The 14,324-nt window shown below is 62.4% G+C and carries 16 protein-coding genes; 11 read left to right on the forward strand and 5 right to left on the reverse strand.

Annotated features, from left to right (window positions below):
• The first annotated feature begins 65 nt into the window (after positions 1-65).
• The 8 genes from pstB (at position 66) to GYA95_RS07600 (ending at position 7,376) form a co-directional block, all read left to right on the forward strand.
• Positions 66-827, forward strand: coding sequence for a phosphate ABC transporter ATP-binding protein PstB (gene pstB, locus GYA95_RS07565; protein ID WP_031324478.1), 762 nt, complete (start codon positions 66-68; stop codon positions 825-827).
• A gap of 93 nt (positions 828-920) precedes the next feature.
• On the forward strand, positions 921-1,619 hold the full coding sequence (locus GYA95_RS07570; protein WP_015270024.1) for a hypothetical protein: 699 nt from the start codon (positions 921-923) through the stop codon (positions 1,617-1,619).
• The gene (locus GYA95_RS07575; protein ID WP_015270025.1) at positions 1,619-2,218 is read left to right on the forward strand and encodes a trehalose-phosphatase; all 600 of its coding nucleotides are present in this window, start codon (positions 1,619-1,621) and stop codon (positions 2,216-2,218) included. The genes GYA95_RS07570 and GYA95_RS07575 overlap by 1 nt, the downstream gene beginning before the upstream one ends.
• Positions 2,219-2,378: 160 nt before the next feature.
• Positions 2,379-2,933 (forward strand): helix-turn-helix domain-containing protein, encoded by a 555-nt coding sequence (locus tag GYA95_RS07580; RefSeq protein ID WP_015270026.1) that lies wholly within the window; start codon positions 2,379-2,381, stop codon positions 2,931-2,933.
• Positions 2,934-2,960: 27 nt separating this feature from the next.
• Entirely contained in the window at positions 2,961-4,307 is a 1,347-nt protein-coding gene (locus tag GYA95_RS07585) for a glutamine synthetase family protein (RefSeq protein ID WP_015270027.1), read from the forward strand.
• An 84-nt stretch (positions 4,308-4,391) separates the two neighbouring features.
• Positions 4,392-5,165, forward strand: a complete 774-nt coding sequence (locus tag GYA95_RS07590; RefSeq protein WP_015270028.1) for a gamma-glutamyl-gamma-aminobutyrate hydrolase family protein — start codon at positions 4,392-4,394, stop codon at positions 5,163-5,165.
• 69 nt (positions 5,166-5,234) lie between these two features.
• A complete protein-coding gene (locus tag GYA95_RS07595) occupies positions 5,235-6,593 on the forward strand; it encodes an aspartate aminotransferase family protein (protein WP_015270029.1) in 1,359 nt (452 codons plus the stop codon).
• A gap of 228 nt (positions 6,594-6,821) precedes the next feature.
• Positions 6,822-7,376 carry a helix-turn-helix domain-containing protein gene (locus GYA95_RS07600; RefSeq protein ID WP_013972152.1) on the forward strand — a complete coding sequence of 185 codons (555 nt, stop codon included), beginning with the start codon at positions 6,822-6,824 and terminating at the stop codon, positions 7,374-7,376.
• 26 nt (positions 7,377-7,402) lie between these two features.
• Here GYA95_RS07600 and GYA95_RS07605 read toward each other — a convergent pair whose 3' ends face one another.
• Positions 7,403-8,173: an SDR family NAD(P)-dependent oxidoreductase gene (locus tag GYA95_RS07605; RefSeq protein WP_015270030.1), complete on the reverse strand. Its 771-nt coding sequence runs from the start codon at positions 8,171-8,173 to the stop codon at positions 7,403-7,405.
• 158 nt (positions 8,174-8,331) lie between these two features.
• Between GYA95_RS07605 and GYA95_RS07610 the strand changes: the two genes are divergently transcribed.
• The 3 genes from GYA95_RS07610 to GYA95_RS07620 are packed head-to-tail and all read left to right on the forward strand — an operon-like array spanning position 8,332 to position 10,602.
• Positions 8,332-8,853 (forward strand): chalcone isomerase family protein, encoded by a 522-nt coding sequence (locus GYA95_RS07610; protein ID WP_038410392.1) that lies wholly within the window; start codon positions 8,332-8,334, stop codon positions 8,851-8,853.
• Between the two features lie 43 nt (positions 8,854-8,896).
• A complete protein-coding gene (locus GYA95_RS07615; protein WP_015270032.1) occupies positions 8,897-10,423 on the forward strand; it encodes a cryptochrome/photolyase family protein in 1,527 nt (508 codons plus the stop codon).
• Positions 10,420-10,602 (forward strand): DUF2256 domain-containing protein, encoded by a 183-nt coding sequence (locus GYA95_RS07620; RefSeq protein WP_015270033.1) that lies wholly within the window; start codon positions 10,420-10,422, stop codon positions 10,600-10,602. The genes GYA95_RS07615 and GYA95_RS07620 overlap by 4 nt, the downstream gene beginning before the upstream one ends.
• On the opposite strand, the gene GYA95_RS07625 is transcribed toward GYA95_RS07620, so the two are convergent.
• From GYA95_RS07625 to GYA95_RS07640, 4 genes are read right to left on the reverse strand one after another with little or no spacing between them, the layout of a single operon-like run.
• Positions 10,540-11,028, reverse strand: coding sequence for a DUF2878 domain-containing protein (locus GYA95_RS07625; protein WP_015270034.1), 489 nt, complete (start codon positions 11,026-11,028; stop codon positions 10,540-10,542). The two genes, GYA95_RS07620 and GYA95_RS07625, sit on opposite strands and share 63 nt — an antisense overlap.
• Positions 11,028-12,290, reverse strand: a complete 1,263-nt coding sequence (locus GYA95_RS07630) for an SAM-dependent methyltransferase (RefSeq protein ID WP_015270035.1) — start codon at positions 12,288-12,290, stop codon at positions 11,028-11,030. Before GYA95_RS07630 ends, GYA95_RS07625 begins: the two co-directional genes overlap by 1 nt.
• Positions 12,265-13,074 (reverse strand): DUF1365 domain-containing protein, encoded by an 810-nt coding sequence (locus GYA95_RS07635; protein ID WP_015270036.1) that lies wholly within the window; start codon positions 13,072-13,074, stop codon positions 12,265-12,267. The genes GYA95_RS07630 and GYA95_RS07635 overlap by 26 nt, the downstream gene beginning before the upstream one ends.
• Positions 13,071-14,318 carry an NAD(P)/FAD-dependent oxidoreductase gene (locus GYA95_RS07640; protein ID WP_015270037.1) on the reverse strand — a complete coding sequence of 416 codons (1,248 nt, stop codon included), beginning with the start codon at positions 14,316-14,318 and terminating at the stop codon, positions 13,071-13,073. Before GYA95_RS07640 ends, GYA95_RS07635 begins: the two co-directional genes overlap by 4 nt.
• Positions 14,319-14,324: the final 6 nt, after the last annotated feature.

A 14,324-nucleotide genomic window follows, 5' to 3' on the forward strand; every position in this document is an offset into this window, starting at 1 on the left:
ATCCGACCTTGAACGTATCCACTGCGCCAAAAGCCGCTCCCGTGGTCAGCGAAGCCCCCATTGTCATGGACTGCAAGCTGGACAAGATCTTCTACGGCAATTTCATGGCCGTTCGCGACAGCCATGTGCCGATCCGCAAGAACGAGATCACCGGTTTCATCGGGCCGTCCGGCTGCGGCAAGAGTACCGTGCTGCGTAGCCTCAACCGCATGAACGACCTGGTGAAGGGCTTCCGTTTCGAAGGCCATGTGCACTTCCTGGGCCAGGACGTCTACGGCAAGGGCGTCGACCCTGTGGTGGTGCGCCGCTACATCGGCATGGTGTTCCAGCAGCCCAACCCGTTCTCCATGAGCATCTTCGACAACGTCGCCTTCGGCCTGCGCCTGAACCGCTACAAGGGCGATATCGGTGACCGCGTCAAGCACGCGCTGCAGGGCGCCGCGCTGTGGGACGAGGTGAAGGACAAGCTCAAGGTCAGCGGCCTGGCCCTGTCCGGCGGCCAGCAGCAGCGTCTGTGCATCGCCCGCGCCATCGCCACCGAGCCGGAAGTGCTGCTGCTGGACGAACCCTGCTCGGCACTCGACCCGATTGCCACCCGCCGGGTGGAGGAGCTGATGGTCGAGTTGAAGAAGGACTACACCATCGCCCTGGTGACCCACAACATGCAGCAGGCGATTCGTGTGGCCGACACCACCGCGTTCTTCTCGGTCGATATCTCCAAGGGCACCCGTACCGGTTACCTGGTCGAGATGGGCCCGACCACGCAGATTTTCCAGAACCCGCGTGAGCAGCTGACTGCTGACTACATCAGCGGCAAGTTCAGCTGAGGCCGCACGTGCCAAGGTGGCCGGGTGTTGCAGTCAGGAAGGCTGCAACACCCGGCCGCATTACCTTCCGTCAAGTGTTACCAGGGATTTCCAATGCCAGCGACGCGTCGTCTTGATCTGCCAGCGGTAGAGCGCGCACTGCGTGAGGTGCAGGCCCGCTTTGCCGAACTCAGCCAGCATTTCACCGAACCGCGCGATCCGTTTACCGACGAGGTGCTGCTGAATGTGGTTGAAGGCTATGCCCTGATTGACGACTATGTCGCCCGGGGTGTCGACCTTTTCGACCTTCAGCAACTGAACCTGATGCTGGAGATCAATGCCACCGTGCTGTGCGGCAGCGACCCGGCACGCAGGCTGGAGTTTGCCCCGCACCTGGCGGCGACCGAGGCGCACTTTTTCAACAACGTGGAGGGCGGCATCAAGGACCTCTACAACTGGTATTGCTCGTACGGCAGCGACTCGATCTGGAAGCGCGCGGCGGGTGTCTACGTTCGAATTCTGAGCAAGCCGCAGCTGTTCATCGAAGGCAACAACCGCACAGGGTCGCTCATTGTCAGCTACCTGCTGATGCGCGCGGGGTTACCGCCATTCGTGTTGTCGCTGGACAATGCCGAGGGTTACTTCAACCCATCCTCGGTCATACGCAACTCTGCCAAGCATGGTGTCAAGGCTTTGTACGAACTACCCAAGATCAAGAAAAAGTATGCAGCTTTCCTTGAAGCGCACGCGCCTGAGCCCGGCAAGTTCTTCCTGGGCGTCACATCCATGCCTGCGCGCGAGAGGTGCCGCTGATGCAAAGCTCTTCTCTGTTCCAACGCGGGCGGCAAGCCATCGAGCGCACGTTCAACCGCCCGCAGATACGCATTTCGTTCGATATCGACGACACGCTCGCCTGCCAGGCCGACCATGCCGCCGCCGAGGACAGCAAGCTGCCGGCGTTCATCCACCGCTGGTTGGGTGAACCCCTGCGCAGTGGCACGCGCTCGCTGATGCGCGATTTGCGCCGCCAGGGCTGCAGCATCTGGATCTACACCTCGTCGGGGCGCACACCGTCCTACATACGCCGTTGGCTGATGCTCTACGGTATCCGGGTCGATGGCGTGGTCAACAGTGACCGGCACCAGCATATCCTGGCCGTGAACGGGCTTGAGAATGCGCCTTCCAAGTTGCCGTCGGCTTTCGATATCGACCTGCATGTCGATGATTCCGAGGGCGTGCGGCTGGAAGGCGTCGACCACGGTTTTCGCGTGGTGGTGGTGTGCCCCAAGGATGAGAACTGGGCGCAGAAAGTGATGGATGCGGCGGTCGATGTGCAGGCACAGCTGGCCTGGCAGCAACCGCACCGCTATGAAATGCCGGTACGGCAGCGTTCGCAGGCCCTCGCTTCCTGAGGGCTTCAAGGTACTTTTCTCGTTACGCCTCTTCGCTACTTGTTGCCCCCCCACACCTCCCTTCGCGGTTTCCCATTTTCAGCTTCGGCTTGACTCGTGAAATTTTTCATGTAATTTTTCATGAAAAATAACTCTAAAAATTTCACGGCAGTCTCAAACGATGAAGATGCACGAAGAGGTTGAAGCCCTCGCGATCCTTATTCACGACCTGCGCAAATTCAAGAACCTGACCCTGGGCGAACTGGCCGAGCGCATCAACCGCTCGGTGGGCTTCCTGTCCCAGGTCGAGCGCGGTGTTTCGCGCCCTACCGTGGCCGATCTCACCGCCATCAGTGAAGCGCTCGGCGTATCCACCGCGTACTTCTACAACCTGAGCAAGCCCCGCAGCGTCAGCTGGGTCACGCGCCCCCACGAGCGGCGCACGCTGTACCTCGAGTCGGGCATCACCGATGTGCTGGCTTCGCCCACCATCGGCGGCGCGTTCTCCATGCTCGACAGCCATCTCGAGCCAGGCGCCAGCAGTGGCGAGCTGTACCTGACCGACCGTTCCGAGCAAGGCTGTTTCGTGCTCGAAGGCGAACTCACGGTCTGGCTGGACCACGGCGACGCCGTGACCCTGCAGGCCAACGACTGCTTCCAGCTGCACCCCCACGCGCAGTTCCGTTACGCCAACCTGACGGAAAAAGCCACCCGCGTGCTCTGGGTCTTCAACTGAATTCGTTCACCTCACAAGGACAAGAAGATGAGTGTCGTCTTTCCGGATCTGCTGACTGAAGTGCGCTCGTTCCGAGCGAAACACCCAGAAATACGTTATGTCGACCTGATTGCGCTGGATATTCCCGGGCACTTCTACGGCAAGCGCTACCCCATGGACATGCTGGAAAAAGTCGCAGCCGGCGCGCCGCTGAAGTTGCCGCAGAACTGCGTGCTGCTGGGCACCCAGGGTGGCCTCTATCCAATCGGTGACTACTGCTTCGCCGATGGCGACCCGGATGCCGCCCGCCGCCTGGTGCCGGGTACCCTCAGGCCGGTGCGCTGGGAAAAGGAACCGATCGCGCAGATGCTCATCACCTCTGACGGCACCGCCAACCCCATCGAGTTCGAGCCCCGTGAAGTGCTGGCCCGGGTGATCCAGCGCCTGGCCAGGCGCGGCATTCGCCCGGTGGTGGCCTTCGAGCTGGAGTTCTACCTGTTCGACCGCAAGCTCGATAACGGCCTGCCACAGTACCCACGCGACAAGGCGACCGACGACCACGACGACCAGCCGAACATGCACATCGAGCGGCTGTCGCGCTTTGCACCGGTGCTGCACGAAATGGTCGATGGTGCCAACGAGCAAGGCGTGCCGGCGAACGTCATCACCGCGGAGCTGGGCCCAGGCCAGTTCGAGATCAACTTCTCGCACAGCGACGATGCCATGAGCGCGGCGGACTGGTCGGCGCTGTTCTGCCGCAGTACCCGCGGGATCGCGATGAAGCACGGCTACCGAGCCAGCTTCATGAGCAAGCCGTACCTGGATGCGCCGGGCAGCGGCATGCATGTGCACATCAGCCTGTACGACAACGCCGGCAACAACATCCTCGCCGGCGATGACCAGCGCAAGCTGCGCCATGCGGTGGCAGGGTGCCTGGAGCTGCTGCCGCACTGCATGCCGATCTTCGCCCCGAACCACAATGCCTACCGCCGTTACGGTGCCATGGTCAACGCGGCGAGCAAGGCCAGCTGGGGTTTCGAAGATCGCGATGCGTGTATTCGCATCCCCGAGTCCGACCCCCGCAACCTGCGCATCGAACACCGCCTCGCTGGGGCCGATGCCAACCCGTACCTGGTGCTGGCGGCCATCCTGACCGGGATGGAGCATGGCCTGGAACGTGGCGTCGAGCCCATCGCCCCGCTGAACGACAACCGCCAGAGCGGCATCGAGTTCCCCAAGGATGCCTTCAGTGCCCTGGCCGCCATGCGTCACCACCCGGAGGTCAACGCGGGCCTGGGCAGTGAATTCGTGATGGTCTACTGCGAAAACAAATACCAGGAGCAACTGGACTTCATGCGCCACATCGATGCCCGCGAATACCGCTGGTTCCTGTAGGTGCCGGGGTCGGGGCAGCGCCGCTGCACCCTGCCTTTCTACCGTTTCAATACAACGCGCAATATGGATTTGCCGGAGGAAGATATGCCACGTGTGCCCGTTATCGGCATTACCGCATGCACCAGCATGATCGAGCTGCATGCAACCCAGACCATCAGCGAGAAGTACGCGCGCGCGGCGGCCAAGGCAGCGTGTGGGCTGCCCATCGTGATACCCAGCCTCGCAGACCTGATGGACAGCGCCGATATTCTCGACGTGGTGGATGGGCTGATCTTCACCGGTTCGCCGTCCAACATCGAACCGTTCCACTACAACGGACCGGCCAGTGCAGCGGGCACCCATCACGATCCGCTGCGTGATGCCACCACACTGCCACTGATGCGTGCGGCCATCGCCGCCGGAGTGCCGGTGCTGGGCATCTGCCGTGGTTTCCAGGAAATGAACGTGGCGCTCGGTGGCACCTTGCACCAGAAAGTGCATGAGACCGGCATGTTCATGGACCACCGCGAAAGCAAGGGTGAGCCCATCGAAAAGCAATACGGCCCGCGTCACGCCCTGCATATAGAGCCCGGCGGCATGCTCGACCGCATGGGTTTGCCGGCGGTCATCGATGTCAATTCCATCCACGGCCAGGGCATCGATGTACTGGCCCCCGGGCTGAGGGTGGAGGCGCTGGCGCCCGATGGCCTGGTGGAAGCTGTTTCGGTCGAGAACAGCAAAGGCTTTGCCCTGGCCGTGCAATGGCACCCCGAGTACCAGGTCATGGACAACCCGCATTACCTGACCATCTTCCAGTCCTTTGGCAAGGCCTGCCGGCATCGCTCGGTACTGCGCCAGATGCTGTTGAAGACCGCCTGACAGCGATCTTTCCCAATTACAAAAAAGTACCTGCGCAGCACGGCTGCGCAACTTGATGGAGTGAAGTCAATGAGTGAGCAGAATTCGCAGACCCTTGCCTGGCAAGCCATGAGCCGCGACCACCACCTGGCCCCGTTCAGCGATGTTCGGCAGCTGGCCGAGAAAGGCCCGCGCATCATCACCTCGGCCAAAGGTGTGTACCTCTGGGACAGCGAGGGCCACAAGATTCTCGATGGCATGGCGGGCCTGTGGTGCGTGGCGGTGGGCTATGGGCGCGATGAGCTGGCCGACGTCGCCAGCCAGCAGATGAAGCAGCTGCCGTACTACAACCTGTTCTTCCAGACCGCGCACCCGCCCGCACTGGAACTGGCCAAGGCGATCGCCGATGTGGCCCCGCAAGGCATGACTCACGTGTTCTTCACCGGCTCTGGCTCCGAAGGCAACGACACCGTGCTGCGCATGGTCCGCCATTACTGGGCGCTCAAGGGCCAGAAGAACAAGAAGGTCATCATCGGCCGCATCAACGGTTACCACGGCTCCACCGTGGCCGGCGCGGGCCTGGGCGGCATGAGCGGCATGCACCAGCAGGGCGGGCTGATCCCGGATATCGTGCATATCCCGCAGCCATACTGGTATGGCGAAGGCGGCGACATGACCGAGGCCGACTTCGGCGTGTGGGCGGCCGAACAGCTGGAGAAAAAGATCCTCGAAGTTGGCGTGGACAACGTTGCCGCCTTCATCGCCGAACCGATCCAGGGCGCTGGCGGGGTGATCATTCCACCGCAGACCTACTGGCCGAAGGTGAAGGAGATCCTGGCCAGGTACGACATCCTCTTCGTCGCTGACGAAGTGATCTGCGGCTTCGGCCGTACAGGCGAGTGGTTCGGTAGCGACTACTACGACCTCAAGCCCGACCTGATGACCATCGCCAAGGGCCTTACCTCCGGCTATATCCCCATGGGCGGCGTGATCGTGCGAGATGAAGTGGCCAAAGTCATCAGCGAAGGCGGCGACTTCAATCACGGCTTCACCTATTCCGGCCACCCGGTGGCGGCTGCGGTCGGCCTTGAGAACCTGCGGATCCTGCGTGACGAAAAGATCATCGAGCAGGTGCACGACAAGACCGCGCCTTACCTGCAACAACGCCTGCGCGAGCTGGCTGACCACTCGCTGGTAGGCGAGGTACGCGGCCTGGGCATGCTCGGTGCGATCGAGCTGGTGAAGGACAAGGCCACCCGCGCGCGCTATGAAGGCAAAGGTGTCGGCATGATCTGTCGCCAGCACTGCTTCGACAACGGCCTGATCATGCGTGCCGTGGGCGACACCATGATCATCGCGCCGCCGCTGGTTATCAGCATCGAGGAGATCGACGAACTGGTGGAGAAGGCCCGCAAGTGCCTGGACTTGACGTACGAGGCTGTTCGGTAAGGGGGGCTGCTGTGCAGCCCATCGCCGGCAAGCCAGCTCCCACCTCGACCGCATCGACTTCAAGTGCTGCGCAGTACCTGTGGGAGCTGGCTTGCCGGCGATGGGCCGCAAGGCGGCCCCGAATTACACTGCCGGTTCCCGCAATTCCTTGAAGAATCTTGCTTTGTGAAATGAATCATGTACTTTTCAGGGCATCAATTTTTCCCATCCGAAAGTCGCGATTCAACCATGAAAGTGCACGAAGAGATCGAAGGCCTGGCCGTACTGATTCGCGACCTGCGCAAGTTCAAGGGCCTGACACTGGGCGAACTGGCGCAGCGCATCGGCCGTTCGGTGGGCTTTCTGTCCCAGGTCGAACGGGGCGTATCCCGCCCAACCGTGGCCGACCTCACGGCTATCAGCGAAGAGCTCGGCGTCTCCACGGCCTATTTCTACAAGCTGGACCAGCCCCGCGAGCTCGACTGGGTCACCCGCCCTCACGAGCGTCGTACCCTTCACCTGGCCGGTGGCATCACCGATGTGCTGGCATCCCCCACGATAACGGGCGCGTTCTCCATGCTCGACAGCCATCTGGAGCCGGGGGCCAGCAGTGGCGAGGAGTACCTGGACGACAGCTCGGAGCAGGGCTGCTTCGTGCTCGAAGGCGAACTGACCGTCTGGCTGGATGGCGGCGAGCCGGTAACGCTGCGCGCCAATGACAGTTTTCAGCTGCAACCCCACGCGAGCTTTCGTTACGCCAACCTGACAGACAAGCTCACCCGCGTGCTCTGGGTATTCAGCTGAGAGGGGAATCCAGGCTGGCTCTGGAGTCACCAGGCAATCGGTGTCCCGTCCCACGCCCAGAATGTACCGCTCTGTTCTGGGCCGTGTCGGCTCACCAGCGCTAGAATGCATGTCGCTGCAAACGCCGGCGAGAACAGTTTTCCTGGCGCCACATTGCCCTGAAAGGGTTGGGAAAGGCGGGTGTCGGTGGTCCCGGGATGCAGCAACAGTACCGTGGAAGCGGGGTTCAGTCGCTTGAGCTCGATGCTCGCGGTACGCATAAGCTGGTTGAGCGCGGCCTTGCTGGCGCGATAGCTGTACCACCCGCCAAGATGATTGTCGCTGATCGACCCGACCCGCGCCGACAGCGCCACATAGGTCATCGGTTGCTGTCGCAACAAGGGCAGCAAGTGCCTGAGCAGCAGGACAGGGGCGAAACAGTTGGTCGTGAAGCTGGCCAGCAGCCCCGCCATATCCACCTGTATCAGCGCTTTTTCGGCCCGTGCGGGTGGCGCTTGCAGCACGCCAAGCGTGCAAAATACCAGGTTCAAGTGGTTGCAGCAGGCTCCCACCCGCGCCGCCAGTGTTTGCAGCGCCACTTCGGAACACGCGTCGCAGTCGATGCGAACCAACTGTCGTGGGTGCTCGGCGAACAAAGCATCCAGCGCAGGGCTGCTGGTGGCATGTCGCGAGACGGCAAACACCCGTCCGATGTCGTCGCGCGCCAGCAGTTGTGTGCACAGTGCAAGGCCGATCCCCTGGCTGGCTCCGCAGACCAGCACGTTGGCGGGGGTATGAAGGTCATTGATAAGGCTCACTGAACTGCCTCCTTTGCCGGCCCCGACGCAGGTATGCCACTGTCACTGGCTCTGCCGAAACAAGGCCCTGAGACCCGCAAGTAAAAGTTGTACAACCTCATAAAAAACTGTACATAGTTTCTAATATTGTACAGGTATTTCACGTGCTCGAGGTCAGTATGGGGCACACGACTCGTTGGGCCTGGCTTTGCCTGCTATTGACTGCCCTATCGGAGGCGGCGGACTGGCGAGCGGAGCTGCCGGCAGCGCAACGGCTGGGCGTCGGTGAGTTCAGCTGGTTTGGCTTGCGCCTTTATACCGCACAGCTCTGGGCAGCAGGTCCGGTCCAGGACTGGAACCGGCCTTTTGCCCTTGAGCTGGCCTATCACCGAAGCCTGTCCAGGGACACGCTGGTACAGGCCAGCCTCGAGGAAATGTACCGCCTGGCACCTGAAAACGTGACGCCGCAGCGGCGCGCGGCGTGGTCCCAGGCCATGCAGCAGGCGTTTGTGGATGTACGGCCAGGCATGCGCATCACCGGCTTGTACATGCCGGGGCAGGGCTGCCGCTTCTACGTCGATGGCAAACTCAGCCGGGCGGTCGCCGACCCCGTTTTTGCACGGGCGTTCTTCGCCATCTGGCTCGATCCGCGGGCCAGGGATCAACAACTGCGTCAGCGTCTGCTGGGGGGCATGCCATGAATCTGCATAGCGGTAACGCTGACCAGCCTGGGGTAGCCTGAAGATGCGCCTGGGTCTGGTACTGGGTGACCAGCTGTCCTTCGACCTGGCAAGCCTCAACGCCCTCGATCCTGCCCGCGATGCTGTGCTGATGGCGGAAGTGGAAGGGGAGGCCAGGTACGTGCCGCATCATCCGCTGAAGATCGTCCTGATCTTCAGCGCCATGCGGCACTTCGCACTGGCACTGCGCGAGCGCGGTTGGCAGGTGCATTATGTGCAACTCGATGATGACGGCAACAGCGGAACCATCGTTGGCGAGTTGCGGCGCTGGCAGCAGGCCCTGGGAGCCACGCATATTCACCTGACCGAGTGCGGAGAGTGGCGCCTGGAGCAGGCGTTGCGCGATGCCGCACTGCCGCTTGTGTGGCATCGCGACACGCGGTTTCTATGCTCTCGCGAAGCTTTCGCGCGCTGGGCCCGGGAGCGCGGCCAACTGCGCATGGAGCACTTCTACCGTGGCATGCGCAAGCGCACCGGCCTGCTGCTGGAGCCTGACGGCAGCCCGGCAGGTGGAACCTGGAATCTCGATGGCGACAACCGCAAGGCCTTGCCTCGCCAGCTACGTGGCCCCTTCGCCGCACATTTCGCACAGGACGACATCACAGTTGCAGTAATAGCTCTGGTACGGCAACGCTTCAGCGACCACTACGGAGCCATCGACGGTTTCGACTACCCGGTGACCCATGCCGAGGCACAGCAGCTCTGGCAACACTTTCTGGATTTCGGCCTGGCGGCTTTCGGTGACTACCAGGATGCGATGGCCGAGGGCGAGCCGTACCTGTTCCATGCGCGCATCAGTGCAGCACTCAACATCGGGCTTCTTGATGTGCGTTTTCTATGCGACGGGGTCGACAAGGCCTGGCGCGAGGGGCGAGTACCGCTCAATGCAGCAGAGGGCTTCATCCGCCAGCTGATCGGCTGGCGTGAGTATGTACGCGGCATCTATTGGCTGCGCATGCCGGAGTATGCTGCGCTCAATTACCTGGGTAACGAGCGAGCGTTGCCGGAATTCTACTGGACCGGTCGCACCCGCATGCGCTGCATGGAGCAGGCCATCGGGCAGACCCTTCGCTTGGGTTACGCTCACCATATCCAGCGCCTGATGGTCACCGGCAACTTCGCCTTGTTGGCCGGTATCGCGCCCACCGCAATCTGTGAGTGGTACCTGGCTGTCTACATGGACGCCTTCGACTGGGTCGAACTGCCCAACACGCTTGGTATGGTGATGTACGCCGACGGCGGCTACCTGGGCTCCAAGCCTTACTGCGCCAGCGGTCGCTACATCCAGCGCATGTCCGATCATTGCAAGGCCTGCAGTTACAGGGTTGACCAGGTGGCCGAGGAGGACGCCTGCCCGTTCAATGCCCTGTACTGGCATTTTCTCATCCGTCATCGCCACCTGCTTTCGGCCAACCCGCGTCTGGCGCTGGTCTATCGAAACCTCGATGGCATGTCGGCTGACCGTCGCGATGCCATCTGGCAGCGTGGCCAGTCACTTTTGGCGCGACTCGATGCGGTGCAGCCGATATGAAAAAGGGTCTTTTGCCCAGCAAGGTCTGCGTGGTGTGTGGGCGGCCGTTCAACTGGCGCAAGCGCTGGTCACGTTGCTGGGAGCAGGTGCGCTACTGCTCCGAACGATGCCGCAGGTCAGCACCGCACCGCAAGGCGCACGAGCAGGGGGAGGGTAACGGCCCATATCGGCATCAGTAACAGGCCGGTTACCGGTGCGCCCATGGGCAAGTCGACATTTGCCAGCCCCGCTCCGCCTATATAGGCCAGCGGGCCGCCAACTGCACCTAGCAGTGCACCGAGCTGCCAGTGCCTGTCGGCCCATGCCAGGCTGTGGCGCATGCCGCTGGCCAGTACCAGCCACAGCAGCGCAAGCCACAGCGGCAATGGCCAGGTGTCGAAGCTGAACACGCCCAGCGCGCCCAGCACGCTATCCAGCACACACCCGAGCGGCGTTACCAGCAACAGCGCCTTGACCTCTGCGTGGACGGCCGGGCACAGGCTCAGATGCACGGCCAGGCCAGCAATCACCAGCATCGACAGGAAGGGTTTTTCGGCCCCCAGTATGCATAGCCACCAGCCAGCCTGTAGCCACAAGGCATTGGCGAGCAGCCAGCCACGGCTCATCAGGCACTGCCAGGCAAGGGCGCGCGCCGTGCCTGGGGCGCTGCCCAGAGCAGATGCGCGACACCGATGGTGCGCTCCTCGAAACCGCCTTGGCAGTAACACAGGTAGAACTCCCACAGGCGCTGGAACATGTCGTCGTAGCCCAGGTCCGTCAGCGCTGCGCGTGCCTGGCGCAGGTTTTCTCGCCAATGCCGCAATGTGTGGGCATAGTCCTGGCCGAAATCTTCCATGTGCAAGAGGTTGAGTGCGGTGTGCCGGCTGGCAGTTTCCAGCATCACGCTCAACGAAGGCAGGGCGCCACCGGGGAAGATATAGCGCTGGATGAAGTCGACCGACCGCCGCGCCTGCTCATAGCGCTGGTCGCGTATGGTGATCGCTTGCAACAGCATCAGGCCGTCGGGCTTGAGTAGCGAGGCGCACTGGCGGAAATACACCGGCAGGTAACGGTGGCCGACAGCCTCGATCATCTCGATCGAGACCAGTTTGTCGAAGGTGCCTTGAAGATCGCGGTAGTCTTCGCGAAGCACTTTCACGCGCTGCTCCAGCCCCAGGGCCTGAACGCGTTGCAGGGTATGGCTGTACTGCGCCTCGGAAAGCGTGGTGGTGGTGACCTTGCAGCCATATCGGGTGGCGGCGTGGATCGCCAGGCTGCCCCACCCGCAGCCGATCTCCAGCAGGTGGTCGGCAGGGCTCAGCTCCAGCTTCTGGCAGATGCGCTCCAGCTTGTGCAGCTGTGCTTGCTCCAGTGTCTGCCCCGGGTGTTCGAACTGAGCTGCCGAATACATCATGGTGGGGTCGAGCAGCCGCTCGAACAGGGCATTGCCCAGATCGTAGTGCGCCAGAATATTGCGGCGGGCACCGCGCCTGTTGTTGCGGTTGAGTTTGTGCTGCAACCGCAGGGCAGGGCGGCCGAAGCGGGCCAGGCCCCCCTCGAGGGCGTCAAGTACCTCAAGGTTTGCGACGAACAGACGAGTCACCAGCGCCAGGTCGGGACTGCGCCAATAGCCGTGAATGTAGGCTTCGCCAGCACCGATCGAGCCATTGCCGGCTATCAGGCCCCAGGTGATGTCATCAAGGATCTCCACCTCGGCCTGCAACGGGCTGTGGGCGTCACCGAAACTCCACTGCTGCCCGTGGCTGAGCAGGCGCAGGTGGCCATGGCGCAGCCTGCCCAGCCGGGCGAGCACGGCATTTCGTGCCAGCCCGCCGAACAATGGCCCGAGGCCTGCGAACTTGCTAACGCTCAGGGTGGGGTTCGACATCATCAGGGTCCTCGCAGGAATGGCCGAGCGCCAGGTCACGCTGGCTGGCCGTGTGGTCATGGACGGGTGTGCGTTTGAACAGCAGGCGCAATGCCTGCCAGTAAATGGCCGAGACGGTGCGCAGGCTCATCCATGGGAAGGCCAGTACGTATCGGTGCACAGCGGCTCTATCCAGCGCCTGGCGTTGCAAGGCCAGGTCGGCCTCGAACACCTTGCTATCGGCTTGCCAGTTCTCCATGTGGATGCGTACATGTTCAGCGTCCAGGGCGAAGCGCAAGCGATAGTCCATGTGCAGTGGCATGAACGGCGACACATGGAAGGCCTTGGCGACGGTGAAGGGCCCGGCAAGGTTTCCGCGCACCGGCAGCACGTAATGGAAGCGTTCACGCCATGGTGTGTTTCGCACCTCCAGCAGGATTGCCGTCAGCCGTCCGTCACGGTCATGGCAGAAATAGAAACTGACCGGGTTGAACGACAGCCCCCAGCAACGCAACTGCGTGAGCAGGTGCACCGGCCCCTCAGGCATTTCTCCCGTCGCGCTGCGCACCAGCAAGCGTGCAGCCTGGGCCAGGGTCTCGCCCCGGCGGGTCTGGGCTGGCAGGTAATCTGCCTGGTTCCAGCTCAGCGGCGCCAGGCGCCAGCGCCACAGCCAGCGTGACAGGCCTGTCAGCAAGGCTTGCTCGTCCAGGTCCAGGTAGAACATGCCGATCCTGTAGCGGAAGGCGTGGGGGCGCGGCGCCAGGCGCCGGTGGCTGACCCAGCCCACGCAAAGGCTGCTGTTCACAGGTGCTCTCCGAAATGCGCGGCCACCTTCAACGCACTGACCACGCCATCTTCGTGAAAGCCGTTGCCCCAGTAGGCGCCGCAGAAGTAACTGTGGCGCTGGCCCTGCAGCTGCGCCTGGCGCGCCTGCGCGGCGCACGCCGCAAGGCTGTATTGCGGATGGTCGTACTGGAAGCGGGCAATGATCTGCGCCGGATCCACCAGCGCGGTCTGGTTGAGGCTCACGCAGAAGGTCGTCGCTGCCTGGATACCTTGCAGAATGTTCATGTTGTAGGTCAGCGCGGCAGGCGCCTGCTGCGGCCCGCCGAGACGGTAGTTCCAGCTGGCCCAGGCGCGCTTGCGGCGGGGTAGCAGACGGGTATCGGTGTGCAGCACCACATCGTTGCTGGCATAACCGATGGCGCCGAGCACTTCCCGTTCCTGCACGCTCGGCGCTTCGAGCAAAGCCAGGGCCTGGTCGCTGTGGCAGGCGAACACCACATTGTCGAAACGCTCGGTACCGGCAGCGCTCGTCAGGGTGACGCCACCTTCGTCGCGGCTGACCCGGAAAACCTTGCAGTCGAGGCGGATGCGCCCGGCAAACGGCCGGCACAGCGGACTGACGTAGCTGCGCGAACCCCCTTCGATCACGCGCCACTGTGGACGTTGGTTGACCGACAACAAGCCGTGGTTGCGACAAAACCGCACAAAGAACGCAAGTGGGAAGGCGAGCATGTCCGCGCGGGACATCGACCAGATCGCCGACCCCATCGGTACGATGTAATGGTCGATGAAGCGCTGTCCATAGCGCTGAGCCCGGAGGTAGGCGCCCAGGGTCGCGTTGGCATCGATACGCTGGTTATCCAGGTCGGCGAGCGCCTGACGATTGAAACGCAAAATATCCCGTAGCATCCCCCAGAACCCCGGGGACACCAGGTTGCGGCGTTGGGCGAACAGGGTATTCAGGTCGTGCCCGTTGTATTCCAGGCCAGTGACCGGATCATGCACGGAGAAGCTCATTTCGGTCGGCCGTGAGGCGACCTTCAGGTGGTCGAGCAAGCGGATGAAGTGCGGGTAGGTCCAGTCATTGAAGACGATGAAGCCGGTATCTATTGCATGGCGTTCACCCTGCCAGATCACATCGAGGGTATGCGTGTGGCCCCCGATCCATTTCTCGGCTTCGAAAACCGTCACCTCATGCTTGCGTGACAGCAGATGAGCGCAGGTTAACCCTGCAATGCCGCTGCCGATGATTGCTATACGCATGGATCA

The organism is Pseudomonas asiatica, assembly GCF_009932335.1.
In the GTDB taxonomy this organism is placed as follows: domain Bacteria; phylum Pseudomonadota; class Gammaproteobacteria; order Pseudomonadales; family Pseudomonadaceae; genus Aquipseudomonas; species Aquipseudomonas asiatica.